The sequence below is a fragment of the Arthrobacter sp. U41 genome (assembly GCF_001750145.1).
GTDB lineage: Bacteria > Actinomycetota > Actinomycetes > Actinomycetales > Micrococcaceae > Arthrobacter.
Genome location: NZ_CP015732.1, coordinates 4,288,835 through 4,305,130, shown reverse-complemented (window position 1 = coordinate 4,305,130; position 16,296 = coordinate 4,288,835). Strand labels below are relative to the sequence as shown.

Here is a 16,296-nt window from a genome sequence, read left to right as displayed (position 1 = left end):
ATGAGCACCACAGCCGTTATTGAGCCCATCAAGGACCCCCGGGGTCCCTGGTTCCGGCGCCTGCCGGTTATATCGCATTTCAACAAGAGCGTCGGCCTGCAGCGCGGCATGCTCGTGGCCGGACTCGTCCTCACCGCGGTCTTCCTGCTGACCGCGCTGTTTGCGCCCCTGATCGCGCCCTTCGGCTTCTCCCAGATATCCGACGCCGACGGCGGGTTCCCCGCCCAGCAAGCCCCTGGCGGAAAGCACCTGATGGGAACGACCGTCGGCGGTTACGACGTCTTCTCCCGCGTCGTCTGGGGGGCGCAGACCGCCGTCCTGGTCATCATCGTGGCCGTGGTCATGTCGATCTTCATCGGTGTGGTCCTGGGCCTGGTCAGCGGCTACATCGGCGGCTGGCTGGACCGGACACTTGTGGTGATCGCCGATGCCATCTATGCCTTCCCGCCGCTGCTCGTGGCCATCGTGATGGCCATCGCCATCAGCGGCGGGCGGTCCAGTCTCTGGGGCGGCATCCTCGCGGCGGCGATTTCCATCACCGTCGTGTTCATCCCTCAGTATTTCCGCGTCATTCGGGCCGAGACCATCCGGCTCAAGGCGGAACCTTTCGTGGAATCGGCCAAGGTCGTAGGTGCCTCCAACATCCGGATCATGCGCCTGCACATCTTCAAAAACGCCACCCGCACATTGCCCCTGATTTTCACCCTCAACGCCTCCGAAGCCATCCTTACCCTCGCCGGCCTGGGCTTCCTGGGCTTCGGCATCGAGCCGACGTCGGCCGCCGAGTGGGGCTTCGACCTCAACAAGGCCCTGGCTGACACCACGTCCGGGATCTGGTGGACGGGCGTGTACCCGGGTCTCGCGATCGTGCTCACGGTCCTGGGACTGACGCTGGTCGGCGAGAGCATCAACGACCTCAACGACCCCCGCCTGCGGGGGCGCAAGAAGGCTGTCTCCGGCAAGAGCGGCCCGGATTCCGCCACCGGCGGACAGGCTGCACTCGAAGCAGAAGTGAGAAGTTCATGACGATCAACATCGACAAGCCCGGGCCCGTCGCCGGCCCCGTCCTCGACATCGACCACCTCAGGGTCACGTTCGCCACCGATGCCGGTGACGTGTACGCGGTCAAGGACGTCAGCCTCCAGGTCAACCCCGGCGAGGTCGTGGCGATCGTGGGCGAATCCGGTTCCGGCAAGACCGTCACCGCCAAGACCATCCTGGGCCTGCTGCCGGAGACGGCCATCAGCTCCGGGGCGGTGCTGATCAACGGCAACAACGTCATCAGCGTCAGCCCGGCGAAGCTTCGGGAGATCCGCGGCCGCGACGTGGCCATGGTCTTCCAGGAACCGTCCACCGCACTGAACCCGGTCTTTACTGTCGGCTGGCAGATTGCCGAAGGCATCCGCTCCCACGCCGGCCACGGGGGAGGCTCGCGGGTCAGCGCCAAGGAAGCCAAGAAACGCGCCATTGAGGCCCTGCGCAAGGTGGGCATCCCGGACCCGGAAACACGGGTCAATTACTACCCGCACCAGTTCTCCGGCGGGCAGAAACAGCGTGTGGTGATTGCCGCGGCCCTGGCTCTGAACCCGGGCCTCATCGTCGCCGATGAGCCCACCACCGCCCTGGACGTCACCGTGCAGGCGGAAATCCTGGAGCTCCTGCGGGACCTCCGGGACCAGTACGGCACCTCGATTGTGCTCATCACGCACAACATGGGAGTGGTGGCGGACCTCGCCGACCGCGTGGTCGTGATGTACCAGGGCGACGTCGTCGAGGAGGCACCCTCGCGGGTGCTCTTTGCCGAGCCGAAGCAGGACTACACCAAGAAGCTCCTGGCAGCTGTCCCGCACCTGGGCAGGAACTCCGCCTCCGAGGGGATGACCGAACGGGCGCACCAGGGCGGCAAGGTTCTCGTTGAGGCCAGGAACCTGACCATCGAGTACCCCGGCCGGCTGGGCAGTCCCGCTTTCAAGGCCGTGGACGGGGTCAGCTTCACCCTGTCCGAGGGCGAGGTCTTCGGCCTCGTCGGCGAGTCTGGATCCGGCAAAACGACGATCGGGCGGGCCATCGCCGGCCTGAACCGGACCACCGGCGGCAGCCTGAAGGTGCTGGGCTATGAAATGCTCAACCTGAAGGAACGCACGTTCAAGCCGCTGCGCAAGGACATCGGATTCGTGTTCCAGGACCCGGCCGCGTCCTTCAACCCGCAGCTGACCATCGGGGACTGCATCGCCGAACCCCTGATCATCCATACGAACCCGACCCCGGCGCAGGCCAGGCAGCGGACCCGGGAGCTGTTGGAGGCCGTGCAGCTGCCGGCCGCTTACGCGGACCGGTTCCCGCATGAGCTCTCCGGCGGGCAGCGGCAGCGTGCCTCCCTCGCGCGGGCGCTGATCCTGAACCCGAAGCTGCTCATCGCCGACGAGCCGACGTCGGCGCTGGACGTGTCGGTCCAAGCCGTCGTGCTGGAACTGTTCAAGGACATCCAGGCCGAATTCGGCTTTGCGGCCCTGTTCATCAGCCACGACCTCGCCGTGGTGGACATTCTGTCCCACTGGGTTGGTGTGCTCTACAAGGGCAAAATGGTGGAGCAGGGGCTCGGGAACCAGGTGATGGGCAACCCGCAGCACGAGTACACAAAGAAGCTGATTGCCTCCCTGCCCGTTCCGGATCCGGACGAGCAGGCACGGCGCCGGCAGGAATTCCGCGCCGTGCTGCAAGGCTAAGCCGTTCCGGCAGTCACCCAACGGGACATGCCCGCCGTTCGCATCGAACGGCGGGCATGTCCCGTTCCGCGTTCACGGAAGAGGTAAAGGAAGACGTTCAGGAAAGCGCGCGGGGCGGACCGCGGGACGGGCCGCGGGATGGGCCGTCCCCGCAGTGCCGGCAGCGCTTCACAGCGGAAGTGATTGGCACCGGTGCCCCTAGACTGGGTCAATGACCGAGCAGAACCACATTCATCCCGACGCCGATTCCTATGACCCCGGGGCCAGCTCGCTGGCCGGTCAGGTGGATCCCGCGGTGATGGCGGAGCTGTTGTCGATCCGCTCCAGCATCGACAACATTGATGCCACCCTCGTCTACCTTCTCGCCGAGCGCTTCAAGGCCACGCAGAAGGTCGGATTCCTCAAGGCAACCCACAAACTTCCGGCCGGCGACCCGGGCCGGGAGACAGCACAGATCGCACGGCTGCGGCGGCTCGCTGCCGAGGCCCACCTGGACCCCGCCTTTGCTGAGAAGTTCCTGAATTTCATTATTGGCGAGGTCATCAGGCACCACGAAGCCATTGCCGAGGACCATGAGGCGGCCCTGGCCGCCGATACCCAGGCTGCCGACTCCGCCCGCGCACGGGCGGCCGGCCAAGTTCCCGGCACCGCCGGCCCGGCCGTCTCCGCCACCGCTTAGCCGTGTCCACACCACAGGCAGCGGAGCCGGTCCAGGTCACCGCCACCGCACTGGGCACATGGCCCGGCGAGGACCCGGTTGAGGCTGCCCGCATCATCCGCGGAGAGCTCGGCAGCCCGCACCTGCCCTTCCTTGCCGAGCTGCCGGACCGGGGCGTCGGCTCGGACGCGCTCGGCCGGACAGCGTCCCTGCTGGTTGACCTCTCCGTGGACGTGCAGCCCTACGGCTGGCGGATCGTGGACCGTCCCGGCCAGGACCTGAGGCGGGCCCGTTCGGCCCTCTCCACCGACATCAACATCCTCGCCGACGTGATCGGCGCCGAGGACACCCCGGCGCAGGACATCAAGGTCCAGCTCCGCGGACCGCTCAGCCTCGCCGCGGGCCTGCACCTGCACAACGGGGAGCGTGCCCTGATCGACCATGGCGCCCGGCGGGACCTCGCGGCATCGCTGGCCGCCGGTGCCGGCGGCTACCTGGGTCGGGTTGCTGCCGCGGCTCCCGGGGCACGGATCGTGGTCCAGATCGACGAACCGGAGATCGCCTCGGTGCTGGCCGGCACCATTCCCACCTCCAGCGGCTACCGGACCCTGCGCTCCGTGCCGGGCCGGGAAGCCACCGAGGCCTGGGAGCTGGTCATCAACGCCCTCCGGGCGGCCGGCGCGGTCGAGGTCGTTGTCAGTGTCCCGGAGGTCGAGGCGCCCTTCGACCGGATCCTGGCCGCCGGTGCGGACGGTATCGCCGTGCCCCTGCGCGCCCTCACGTCTCGCCAGTGGGAACAGCTCGCCGGTGCGGTGGAGGCCGGAAAAAGGCTCTGGGCCGGAGCGCTCGACGTCTCCAACCCCGCGGCACCCCTGCCCCGCGTCGCTGACGTCGTGGAGACCGTCTGGCGGCCGTGGCGCCAGCTGGGCCTGACCGCCGTGACTCTCGGGGGCTTGCGGGTCACGCCCTCGGACGGGCTGGCGGGGCATTCGCCGTCGTCCGCGACGGCGGTGCTGACCCGGCTGACGCAGGCGGCAGACGGACTCAACCAGCTCGCGCTCGGTTAGCGCGGGTCGGCTCCGGTCGGCGCCGCCGTCAGCTGCGCGCTTCCCAACGGTCCGGCCTGGCATGGTCCGGGAGGTAGCCCGGGGATGTGACCCCGCCGGGGTACGGCTCCAGCCGGTAGTCGAAGTGCCCGGCGTAGACCAGGACCAGACCAAGTTGCGGCTGGATCACCTTGACCTGGATCCGGTGCTTTCCGGCCGGGCCCTCCTCGGGCGCCCACCACTGTTCGGCGTAGGCCTTCGCATCGAGGGCCGACGGCAGGGGGATCCGCAGCGGTCCAAGGAACAGCCTCGATGCCTCCGACACCCCGCGCAGCCGGCCGCCGGCGGTGACGCTGAGGTTGAGGTCCGTGACGAGCCGCCGGTAGCGCCCGACGTAGTCCAGCAGACCGGCCCGGCTGCCGGAGTCATCGAAGCTCGTCGTGTCGTGGAACAACCGGGTGGTGTCCGGAAAGAAGATCTCGCGCCGGGCGGTGAGGCTGGAACGGCCGAAAGGGTCCAGATGGGCGTGGTTTTCGATCCTGAACCGGATGCCCTCGCCGTACTCCGGGAAAAAGGCCTGCTCGCCAGTGGCGAGGCGCAGCAGGGGACGGAGCCAGCTCTGCCGGCAGCCGACCACCTCAAACACCCCCTCCCCGACGCCGTAGTGGCCGGAGCCTGGGGTGAGGGTGAAGTACTCCTGCAGCTCCGGCTGCAGCCGGGCAAAGTCAGCGCCGAGGGCAAGCTCGTAGATCGGGGTGGACACAGAATCCTCCTGGGGTTCCTGGACTTTGACGGGTTCCTGTCCACAGCATGCGGGACGGACGGTGTTTTGTCATAGCCGACGTTTTGTCTTAGCCGACGCTTTGTCATAGCGGGACCTGTGTCATAGCTGACGCTTCGTCACAATCGGCGCTTTGTCCCACCGACCGGCCGGCGCCCCGGCGCCGATCTGTGGCCCGGGTACCGGCGGCGCCATGCCGTGGGGCCGCTGAATACGACAAAGCCATTGCAATAAGGGAATATATACATATGAAGGCACGCATTCTGGTAGTGGACGATGACGAGGCGCTGGCCGAGATGATCGGTATTGTGTTGCGCAATGACGGGTTCGAACCCGTCTTCTGCGCGGACGGCGGGCAGGCGCTGGAAGTCTTCCGCTCCGCCAAGCCGGACCTCGTGCTGCTGGACCTCATGCTTCCGGGCATCGACGGAATTGAGGTCTGCCGCCAGATCCGCGCCGAGTCCGACGTGCCAATTGTGATGCTCACCGCCAAGGCCGACACCTCGGACGTGGTCCGCGGCCTTGAGTCCGGCGCCGATGACTATGTTCCGAAACCGTTCAAACCGGCCGAACTCGTCGCGCGCGTCCGGGCCCGGCTGCGGCCCGGCGACCAGAAGGCGCCCGAGACGCTGCGCATCGCCGACGTCACGATCGACGTGGCCGGACACCTCGTTAGCCGTGGCACCGAACGCATCTCGCTGACACCGCTGGAATTCGATCTCCTGGTCGCCCTGGCGCGCAAACCCTGGCAGGTTTTTACCCGGGAACTGCTGCTGGAGCAGGTCTGGGGCTACCGGCACGCCGCCGATACGCGGCTGGTCAACGTCCATGTCCAGCGGCTGAGGTCAAAGATCGAACGAGACCCGGAAGCCCCCGAAGTCGTATTGACGGTCCGTGGTGTCGGCTACAAAGCAGGTTCCTGAACCGTCGGACGGCCGCCCCGGAGCAGCTCCGGTGAGCCCCCCGCCGGAACGGGGCGCTCCGGGGAACGTCGCCCGCACCTCAGTTGACCTCCACGAACCGGGCCTGAGCGCGCCCGCTTCCCATGAACCGGACGCCGGCGTCCCCGCGGCCGTGACCTCTGGGCCGGCCGATGCCGGGCCCGTCACCGCCGAACCCGGTGCGGCGGAAGACGGTACCGCCGAAACAGCTGCACCCCCCGCCACCCGGCACCCTGACAGCCCCGCCGCCGCCTGGCAGGCCACGCGCTTCCGCACCCGTCTCTGGGCGAAGCGCGCCCGGATTGTGGGCGTCCGGGTGGCGAGGCTGGTCAGCATCGGCGCAGCCAGCCTGCTCCCGGGCCTCCGTTACCTGCTCCGTTCACTGCACCGCAAATGGCGCAGGTCGCTGCAGTTCCGGACCGTGCTGACGACCCTGATGCTCGCCATCACCTCCTTCGCCGTCGTCGGGGCGTACCTGTCCAACCAGATCGCCAACAACCTCTTCCAGGAACGGCTCGTCCAGGCCGAATCGGAGACGCGCTACAACGTCAAACAGGTCCAGGACACGTTCGACGGCGCCCAGGTCACCGACCAGTCCAGCGTCATCACGCTGGTCTACGACACGCTGAACGCCGTCGAGGGCCGCGGCTCCGTGATCCAGCGGCGCTACGTCTTCGAAGCGATGCCGGAACAAACCAAACCCCGCAACCGCTGGGTCGAATCGCGGGCATCGGACCAGCTCACCATCAGCGTCATTCCGACCGAACTGCGCCAGGCCGTACAGGATTCCGGCAAGGAACAGTTTTGGGCGTCCACGGAGTTCCCGGTGGGCACCGAGGACCGGCCCGGGATTGCCGTCGGCAACAAGGTCACCTTCAACGGCACGGTCTACGAGCTGTACCTGATCTATGACCTCAACACGGCACAAAAGACCCTCGACGAGATCCAGAACGTGCTGCTGGCCGGCGGCGCGGTGCTGGCGCTGCTGATTGGTGCCGTGGCCTGGTACGTGACCCGGAACGTCGTCAGCCCGGTCAGCCATGCCGCGCTCGTCTCCGAGAAACTCGCGGCGGGACAGCTGCAGGAACGCATGGTGGTCAAGGGCGAGGACGAGGTGGCCAGGCTCGGGGCCTCCTTCAACCACATGGCGGCCAGCCTCCAGGAGCAGATCACCCAGCTCGCCACCCTGTCCCAGATGCAACAGCGGTTCGTCTCGGATGTCTCCCACGAGCTGCGCACCCCGCTCACAACCGTGCGGATGGCCGCGGAAGTGCTCTACGACGCGCGCGAGGACTTCGACCCGATCAACAAGCGCTCCGCGGAGCTGCTCTACAACCAGGTGGAGCGGTTCCAGTCGCTCCTGGCCGACCTGCTGGAGATCTCGCGCTTCGACGCAGGCGTGGCCACGCTCGACGCCGAACCCGGCGACATCGTGCAGCTCGTTTCGCACGTGATGGAAGGTGTGGCACCGGTGGCCGCTGAATACGGGTCCCAGGTCACCCTCAACGCACCCGCGGGCAGCATCATCGTGGACATGGACGACCGCCGGATCGACCGGATCCTGCGCAACCTGGTCCTGAACGCCCTGGAACACGGCGAGGGCCGCCCGGTGAACATTTCTGTGGCCGCGAGCGACAACGCTGTCGCCGTCGCAGTCCGGGACCACGGCATTGGCATGGACCCCGCGGAAGCGGCACGCGTGTTCGACCGGTTCTGGCGCGCCGATCCGGCCCGGGCACGCACCACGGGGGGCAGCGGCCTGGGATTGTCCATCGCTGCCGAGGACACTAAGCTCCACAACGGCTGGCTCCAGGCATGGGGAAGGAAGGGCAGCGGCGCCAACTTCCGTCTCACCCTCCCGCTGCGCCAGGGCGAGAGCATCACGAAATCGCCCCTCCAGCTGGAGCCGGCCGACGTCGGACTTCATGGCGCGGATGGCCAACGGACCATGCTGCTGCTGGAACCCTCACCGGCGCCCCGCGCCGCGGGCAGTCGCCAGGCTGACGCGGGCGGATCCGACGGCGTCCCGCGTGCCGCAGACCGGGCCGGCACCGGAACCACGGACCCCCGCGCAGCGGGAACCGGAACGAAGGAGGGGTCATGAGCGGTGCCTCAAGGAGACCCAGCCGTGCAGGTGCCGCGCTGCTGGCGGTGCTGCTGGTCCTACTGACATCGTGCGCCCAGATCCCGCGCTCGGGCCCGGTGGGAAAAAGCACCGATGAGAGCGCAGGCAACCCCAACAATGCCCCCGTTTTCTTCCCTTCCGCGCCGCGGGAGGGGGCCGCGCCCGAAGCCGTGATCGAGGACTTCTATCTCGCCGGCAGCGGCTATGAGGACGACTACGCGGTCGCGCGCCAATACCTGACCCAGGCGTCGTCCGTGACCTGGAAGCCGGACCAGCGGGTGCTGGTCTTCCGCTCAGCGCGCGTGGTGCCGACCGGCGTCGAAAACGTCTTCAACTACGAACTGGACGTGTCCTACTCCGTCGACGCGGATGGGGTCGCGACCCGGCTGCCGGAGAGGACCAAAGAGAACATTCCCGCGGCGCTGACCCAAGTGGACGGTGAATGGCGGATTGCGGAACTCCCCGACGGCACGGCGATCCCGGAAGAGACCTTCAAGGTCATCTACGGCGCCTACCCGATCTATTTCTACGACCCGACGTTCACCTACGCCGTGCCTGATGTCCGGTGGTTCATCAAGAAGAAGACCGTCAAGGCCATGACCAGCGCCCTCCTGGGCGGTCCGGCCCCCTATCTCAAGGGTGCCGTCGTCAGCGCCTTCCCCTCCGGCATCAAACTCGCCCGCGAGTCGGTCCCGGTCGTCTCCGGTGCCGCCCAGGTGGACCTCACGGCCAAGGACCTCGTGGAGGCCTCCAACGAGGACCGGCTTCGGATGCAGACCCAGCTTTCCCTCACCTTCCGCAGCCAGCCCGACGTCATCAACGTCGAACTCAGGGCCAACCAGGGTCTGGTGCGCGTGGAGGACAACGGTTCGGTCCTCCCGCCGATCCGGGACAAGAACGTCCCGGCCCACCAGATCGCCGTGAGCAACGGCGATCTCGTCCGGTATGAGAACAACAGGATCTCGCCACTTCCCGGCATCCAGCCGGTCTCGGCACTGGCGCCACGGGCCCCGGCGGAGTCTCCCGTCTCGCCGGCCGTGGCCTTCCTCAATGCGGACCGCGGCACGCTGTACTCCATCGTGCCAGACCAGCCTGCCCGGGCGCTGACCACGCGCGCCACACTGACCCGCCCGTCCTTCGACCGGTACGACTGGGTCTGGACGGCGGGCCCAGGGGCCAGCGGTGCCACGGAAATGATCGCCCACCGGCCTGTCGGAGTGGCGGAAGGTGCCAGCGTCCCCGCGGTGACGCTGGCACCGGCCTGGCTCGCCGGACGGTCCGTCAAGGAGTTCCGGGTCTCACGCGAGGGTACCCGCGCGCTGATTTTCACGGAGCAGAACGGCAGGACCAAGGTGCAGGTGACGGGCATTGTCCGGGCAGCGGACGGCACCCCCAAGGACCTGACCGTACCGATGACACTGCTGGCGTCGAGCGATCCGGACCAGGGTGTGTGGGTGGACGACAGCACGATCGCGGTAATGAAAGGGTCCCCGAGCGAATCCGTCACTCCCGAGCTGCTGTCCCTCACCTCGTCCGAACCCCAGCAGCTGACGCCGTGGCCCGGGCTCACCGCACTCAGCGCGGGCAACGGCGTGGAGGAAATCTACGCCCAGTCAGCGGAAGGGATCTTCCAGAGGCTCGGCAGCGGCTGGACCCCGCAGCTCAAGGGACCGATCCATCCGTCCTATCCGGGCTAGCAGTCCACGAAGCCTGGGCGGAACAGTGCCTGGCGTGGCCGGCAGCGGATTTCCACATGGCGCACCAGGGGACTTCCGCTGCCTGCCCTGCAGGCGGAGCCTCGACTTGTGGGGACATCCAGGGAATTCCGTGACCGGGACCGCACTCCTGACCCTGATCTGGCTCCGGCGACGACCGCTGCGGCGGGACACCGGGGTGGCTACCGCCGGCCGCTGGCGCGGCTTGCGGACGCGGCCGCAGCCGCCGCAGCCGAGGTACTGGCACTCGCCGCGCCGGTGGACTGCGTCTGTTGCGGGGCTGAAGACCTGGCGCTCTGCGGCGGCTGCGAACGGCAGGTCCGGCTGTTGATGAACAAACCGTTCAGGGCGGAGGCGCAGGCCCCGGCCCTGATGGACGTGAACGGATCCGTGCTCCTTCCGGTCGTTGCCGCCGGCGCGTACCGCGCGGAGCTGGCGCAGGCGGTGCTGTCCTTCAAGAAGCACGGCCAGGGGCAACTCGCGGAGGTGCTCTCGAAGGGCCTCGCCGGGGCGATCGCTGCCGCTGCCGGGGACACCCCGGGGATGCTGCTCGTGCCGGTGCCAACCGGCGGCGCTGCCTACCGTAAGCGCGGCTTCAGCCCGGTCCATGTGCTCCTCGGCTGGCTCACACGCCCCCGGGCGGCGGGGGCCGGCCGGGGCCACGGCTTCTCCGTTGTCCACGCCCTCCGGAAGACGGGGACGCGGGCCGGTCTCGGGAGATCCGGGAAGGTCGCGGCGGATGCAGCGGTCCGGCTGGACCCCGCCCCGGCTGAACCGGCGACCGCCGGTGCGCTGCCCGGTCGCAGGGGCCTGCCGAGGACCGGAGCCGGATACGGTCTGACCGGACATCGGGGAGGACCCGGCGGGCAAAAGGGATTGGGGCGCGGAGACCGCGCGCAGCGTGTCAGGGGATCCATGCGCGTCCGCCGCGGGCTGTTTGCTCCGGAGGTGAACGGCCGGCCGTGCATCATCATTGACGACGTCCTCACGACAGGGGCCACGTTGGCCGAGGCCGCACGGGCGTTGGGTGCCGCCGGTGCAGTGGTGAGGGGCGCCGTCGTCCTCGCCGCGACACGCCCGCCGGTCACTCTCGAGTACGGCGCCGCGGTCAGCGAGTTGGCGGGGCAGCGGCCCGTAAACGAAAAAAATAAACCACAAAAGGATGAATAAGAGGGGGCTATGAACTAACGTCGAAGATGGGTACCAAGAATAGATGTACCTGTCGATAGCGGCTCGGAAAGGGGCTCGACTGTCAGTCAGATCAGCCCCGGGAAGTGCCGCCGTCGTGTCACCGAAGTCATTTGGAGGGCACCATGGAGTTCATGATCAGCGGACGCAATTTGACGGTCTCAGACCGGTTCCGCGAATACGCCGACGAGAAGATCTCGAAGATCGCGTCGCTGGGGGACAAGGTCCAGCGGGTGGACGCTAAGGTTTCCAAGGAGACCAAGGCCCGGCAGGCCGATGAGATGCTCACGGTTGAGTTGACCGTCCTGGGCCGGGGCCCCGTGATTCGTGCCGAAGCCAGCGCAGCCGACAAGTTCGCCGCGTTCGATCTCGCGTACAACAAGCTTCTTGAGCGCCTGCGCCGGGCGAAGGACCGCAAGAAGGTCCACCACGGCCGGCACGCCCCCAAGTCCGTCACCGAGGCCACGGCTACCCTTGAGCCCGCGAGCACCAGCGAGCCCATTTACGAAGAGGCGAACCACTGGCTGGAGCCCAAGGAAGCTCCGGCAGAAAAATCGCCGTACGAGATCGAGAACGATATTCCGGCCGGAGACTCGCCCGTGCTGATCCGCCGCAAGGTGTTTCCCGCGGCATCCCTGACGCTCGACGACGCGGTCGACAACATGGAACTCGTGGGCCACGACTTCTACCTCTTCGTGGACAAGGAGACCAAGGCGCCCTCCGTCGTGTACCGCCGGGACGGATGGACCTACGGGGTGATCTCCCTGGACCAGACCTGCGAACCCGGTGCGGTTCCGGCTCCGCTGGAAGAGAAGATCATCGCCTACCGCTCCGAGGATGAGCCGGCCAGCGCATAAGCTGGTCCTGACCACCCATCGAAGGGACTGACGTGCAGGACGTGCTGAGCCTCAAGCAGGCCCGGCGGATCGCACTGGCAGCCCAGGGATTGGACAAGGTGCGGCCCGCCGGACCCGTGAGCGCACGGGCGGTGGGCCGTACTTTTGCCCGCCTGCAGCTGGTCCAGATCGACTCCGTCAATGTGCTGTCCCGAAGCCACTACCTGCCGTTCCCGCCTGGGCAACTACGACCGCGGCATCCTCCAGCGCATGGCAGGAACCCACCCGCGCCGGATGATGGAGTACTGGGCCCACGAGGCCAGCTTCATCCGTCCCGACCATTTCGAGGACCTGGTCCTGTGGCAGAGCCGTAAATGGGTGGGGGCGCATTCCATGGACCCCGAGCTGCGGAGCGGTGTCGCCTCCCGGATACTCGAGGAGCTCGCCGCCGGCCGGCCGACGACCGCCGCCGAACTCACCGCGCGGCTGGGGCACGTGGAGGACCGGCAGCAGGACAACTGGGGCTGGAACTGGAACGCCGTGAAGCGGGTTTTGGAACATCTCTTCGAAGCAGGCCTCATCTCGGCCGCATCCCGCACGGACTCCTTTGAACGGCGCTACACCCTCACCGCCAAGGTCCTGCCCGAACGGCCGGCGGCTGATCCTGGCGCCGCGAACTCGGACCCCGCGGCCGCGCTGGTGCGGCTGATCGACGCCGCCGCCCAGGCCCACGGGGTCGGCACGCTGCGGTGCTTTGCGGACTACTTCCGGACGCCCCTGCGGGCGTCGGCCCTGGCCGTGGAACACCTCGTTGAAGCGGGCAGGCTCCTGCCGGTCACGGTGTCCGGCTGGAACAAGCCCGTTTACCGGCACGCCGAGGCGAAACTTCCGCGCGCAGCCACCGGCCGGGCACTGCTGAGCCCCTTCGACTCGCTGGTCTTTGAACGCCAGCGCCTGGAGTCCCTGTTCGGTTTCCACTACCGCATCGAGATCTACACCCCGGAGCCGAAGCGCCGCTTCGGCTATTACGTGCTGCCGTTCCTGCTGCGCGACGGGATCGTGGCCCGGGTCGACCTCAAAGCCGACCGGACCAACGGCCTCCTGCTGGCACGGGCTTCCCACGCGGAGCCCGGCGCTCCCGCCGACACCGCCGTCGAACTCGCCGCGGAACTGCAGCTCATGGCAGAGTGGTTGGAACTGGACCGGGTTATAGTCTCCCCGAAGGGGGACCTGGCGCCGGCGCTCGCGGACGCTGTGTCCGGGCCGGGAAGCGGTGTATCCGCTCAGAGGGAACGGGCGTAACCTGCCCTGCGTCTCTCCCGTAGACTGAATACGCCAGAATTCGGCAGCTTGAGACTGGGAGCAACTTCACGTGGCATCACTTATCGAAAAACTTCTCCGCACAGGTGACAAAAAAACCCTGAGGCACCTGCGGAACTATGCCGATTCCATTAATGCCCTCGAAAGCTCCTTCAAGACCTTCACCGACGCTGAACTGCGCGAAGAGACCGACCGTCTCCGCGCACGCCACCTCGACGGTGAGACGCTCGATGACCTCCTGCCCGAAGCGTTCGCCGCCGTCCGCGAAGCCTCCGCCCGCACCCTTGGCATGCGCCACTTCGACGTCCAGCTGATGGGCGGCGCCGCGCTGCACCTGGGCAACATCGCCGAAATGAAAACCGGTGAAGGCAAGACCCTCGTGGCCACCGCACCGGCCTACCTCAACGCCCTCACCGGCAACGGCGTGCACGTCATCACGGTGAACGACTACCTGGCCGAATACCAGTCCGACCTCATGGGCCGTGTCTACCGCTTCCTTGGCCTGACCAGCGGCTGCATCCTCTCCAACCAGGACCCCGCGCTGCGCCGCGAGCAGTACGCCGCCGATATCACCTACGGCACCAACAACGAATTCGGCTTCGATTACCTGCGCGACAACATGGCCTGGGACAAGTCCGAACTCGTTCAGCGCGGCCACCACTTCGCCATCGTCGACGAAGTGGACTCCATCCTCATCGACGAGGCACGCACCCCGCTCATCATCTCCGGCCCGGCGCAGGGCGACACCAACCGCTGGTACAGCGAGTTCGCCAAGGTCGTCACCCGGCTCAAGCCCGAAGAGGACTACGAGGTCGACGAAAAGAAGCGCACGGTCGGTGTGCTTGAGACCGGCATCGAAAAGGTCGAGGACTACCTCGGCATCCACAATCTCTACGAGTCCGCCAACACCCCGTTGATCGGCTTCCTAAATAACGCCATCAAGGCCAAGGAACTGTTCAAGCGCGACAAGGACTACGTGATCCTCGACGGCGAGGTGCTGATCGTTGACGAGCACACCGGCCGCATCCTCGCGGGCCGCCGCTACAACGAAGGCATGCACCAGGCAATTGAGGCGAAGGAAGGCGTCGAGATCAAGGCCGAGAACCAGACGCTCGCCACGGTCACGCTGCAGAACTACTTCCGGATGTACGACAAGCTTTCTGGCATGACCGGTACCGCCGAGACCGAAGCGGCCGAGTTCATGAGCACCTACAAACTCGGTGTCGTCGCCATCCCCACCAACCGGGACATGACGAGGATTGACCAGCCGGACCTTGTCTATAAGAACGAGGCCGTGAAGTTCGACGCCGTCGTCAAGGACATTGCCGAACGGCACGAAAAGGGCCAGCCGATCCTGGTCGGCACCACAAGCGTCGAGAAGAGCGAATATCTCTCCCGGCTGCTGGCCAAGGAAGGCGTCCGGCACGAGGTCCTGAACGCCAAGAACCACGCCCGTGAGGCCGCGATCGTTGCCCAGGCCGGGCGCAAGGGTGCCGTGACGGTTGCGACCAACATGGCCGGGCGCGGTACCGACATCATGCTCGGCGGCAACGCCGAGTTCACCGCCGTCGCCGAACTTGCCAAGCGCGGCCTGGACCCGGAAGAAAACTCCGAGGAATACGAGGCTGCCTGGCCCGCTGCCTTCGAGGCGGCCAAACAATCGGTCAAGGACGAGCACGAGCAGGTCCTCGAACTCGGCGGCCTGTACGTGCTGGGCACCGAACGGCACGAATCACGCCGGATCGACAACCAGCTGCGAGGCCGCTCGGGCCGCCAGGGCGACCCCGGGGAGTCGCGGTTCTACCTGTCGCTGACCGATGACCTGATGCGCCTGTTCAACTCCGGCGCGGCTGAACGGCTGATGAACAGCGCGGTGCCGGACGACGTCGCCCTCGAATCCAAGCTCGTCTCGCGGGCCATCGCCTCGGCCCAGGGCCAGGTCGAGGGGCGCAATGCCGAACAGCGGAAAAACGTCCTCAAGTACGACGACGTCCTGAACCGCCAGCGCGAAGCCATCTACGGCGACCGCCGCCGCATCCTTGAAGGCGACGACCTGCACGAAAAGGTCCAGTTCTTCCTGGAAGATACGATCAACGCGTTCATCGACGCAGCCACGGCCGAGGGCACCGGTGACGACTGGGACTTCAACCTCCTCTGGTCCAACCTCAAGACCCTCTACCCGGTGAGTGTCACCCCGCGTGACCTCATCGACGAGGCCGGCGGAAAATCGCGGATCACGGTGGACTTCCTAAGGGAAGAGATCCTCTCCGACGCACGCCTGGTCTACCAGGCGCGCGAAGAAGCCATCGGGCACGAAAGCATGCGAGAACTCGAGCGCCGCGTTGTGCTGTCGGTGATCGGCCGCAAATGGCAGGAACACCTCTATGAGATGGACTACCTGAAGGAAGGCATCGGCCTGCGCGCGATGGCCCAGCGTGATCCCCTGGTGGAATACCAGCGCGAGGGTTTTATTATGTTCCAGGCCATGATGGAGGCCATCCGGGAGGAAAGCGTCGGATTCCTGTTCAACCTTGAGGTTGAGGTGACGCCCGCCGAGGACGTCGTCGTGGCCGACGCCGCGGGCCAGCACACCGAACATCACGAGCCGCAGATCCGGGCTGCCGGGCTGGAGGCGCCTGAAAAGCCGGCCCAGCTGCAGTACACGGCCCCCGGCGAGGACGGTTCGGCCCACACCCGTGTGGAAGCCAAGGGCTCCGCCCGGTCCGGCAACCCGGCGAAAGCCGCCGCGCAGGACAGCCCGCGCCGGGCGAACAAGAAGAAGCGCCGCTAGCGGATCGGCCGCCCGCTGCCCCGCCGCGGCCGGGCCTCAGGGCGCCGCCGTGAAACAGGACAGTGAAAGAGGACCGGAACACCATGTTCCGGTCCTCTTTCGTCGTTTCGCTCTCCTCCTTCCGCCGTTCCTGTCAGTCAGCCCCCCGGCAGGTTTCCCCTGGCAACAG

11 protein-coding genes and 1 pseudogene are annotated in these 16,296 nt (G+C 67.1%); 11 read left to right on the top strand and 1 reads right to left on the bottom strand.

The annotated features are described in order from the left end of the window. The 4 genes from ASPU41_RS19570 (at position 1) to ASPU41_RS19555 (ending at position 4,451) form a co-directional block, all read left to right on the top strand. Complete coding sequence (locus ASPU41_RS19570; protein ID WP_069952319.1) at positions 1-1,026, top strand: ABC transporter permease; 1,026 nt, start codon at positions 1-3, stop codon at positions 1,024-1,026. Beyond that, complete coding sequence (locus tag ASPU41_RS19565) at positions 1,023-2,726, top strand: ABC transporter ATP-binding protein (protein ID WP_069952318.1); 1,704 nt, start codon at positions 1,023-1,025, stop codon at positions 2,724-2,726. The genes ASPU41_RS19570 and ASPU41_RS19565 overlap by 4 nt, the downstream gene beginning before the upstream one ends. A gap of 211 nt (positions 2,727-2,937) precedes the next feature. Further along, the gene (locus tag ASPU41_RS19560) at positions 2,938-3,405 is read left to right on the top strand and encodes a chorismate mutase (RefSeq protein WP_069952317.1); all 468 of its coding nucleotides are present in this window, start codon (positions 2,938-2,940) and stop codon (positions 3,403-3,405) included. 2 nt (positions 3,406-3,407) lie between these two features. Next, complete coding sequence (locus ASPU41_RS19555; protein WP_069952316.1) at positions 3,408-4,451, top strand: hypothetical protein; 1,044 nt, start codon at positions 3,408-3,410, stop codon at positions 4,449-4,451. A 28-nt stretch (positions 4,452-4,479) separates the two neighbouring features. Here the strand turns inward: ASPU41_RS19555 and ASPU41_RS19550 are convergent, their stop codons facing one another. After that, entirely contained in the window at positions 4,480-5,193 is a 714-nt protein-coding gene (locus ASPU41_RS19550; protein WP_069952315.1) for a DUF4166 domain-containing protein, read from the bottom strand. Positions 5,194-5,459: 266 nt separating this feature from the next. On the opposite strand from ASPU41_RS19550, the gene mtrA reads away from it, so the two are divergent. The 7 genes and pseudogenes from mtrA to secA all read left to right on the top strand — a co-directional run bounded on the left by mtrA (position 5,460) and on the right by secA (position 16,127). Further along, positions 5,460-6,134: an MtrAB system response regulator MtrA gene (gene mtrA, locus ASPU41_RS19545; protein WP_024365603.1), complete on the top strand. Its 675-nt coding sequence runs from the start codon at positions 5,460-5,462 to the stop codon at positions 6,132-6,134. A gap of 322 nt (positions 6,135-6,456) precedes the next feature. Continuing rightward, the gene (gene mtrB / locus ASPU41_RS19540) at positions 6,457-8,256 is read left to right on the top strand and encodes an MtrAB system histidine kinase MtrB (protein ID WP_231941402.1); all 1,800 of its coding nucleotides are present in this window, start codon (positions 6,457-6,459) and stop codon (positions 8,254-8,256) included. Next, positions 8,253-9,974, top strand: a complete 1,722-nt coding sequence (locus ASPU41_RS19535; protein ID WP_069952314.1) for an LpqB family beta-propeller domain-containing protein — start codon at positions 8,253-8,255, stop codon at positions 9,972-9,974. Before mtrB ends, ASPU41_RS19535 begins: the two co-directional genes overlap by 4 nt. Before the next feature lie 108 nt (positions 9,975-10,082). Continuing rightward, positions 10,083-11,162, top strand: a complete 1,080-nt coding sequence (locus ASPU41_RS19530) for a ComF family protein (protein ID WP_069952313.1) — start codon at positions 10,083-10,085, stop codon at positions 11,160-11,162. Between the two features lie 143 nt (positions 11,163-11,305). Beyond that, positions 11,306-12,037, top strand: coding sequence for a ribosome hibernation-promoting factor, HPF/YfiA family (gene hpf, locus ASPU41_RS19525; protein WP_069952312.1), 732 nt, complete (start codon positions 11,306-11,308; stop codon positions 12,035-12,037). 32 nt (positions 12,038-12,069) lie between these two features. After that, positions 12,070-13,346, top strand: a pseudogene (locus tag ASPU41_RS19520) (winged helix-turn-helix domain-containing protein). A gap of 42 nt (positions 13,347-13,388) precedes the next feature. Then, the gene (gene secA, locus ASPU41_RS19515) at positions 13,389-16,127 is read left to right on the top strand and encodes a preprotein translocase subunit SecA (protein ID WP_069952311.1); all 2,739 of its coding nucleotides are present in this window, start codon (positions 13,389-13,391) and stop codon (positions 16,125-16,127) included. Positions 16,128-16,296: the final 169 nt, after the last annotated feature.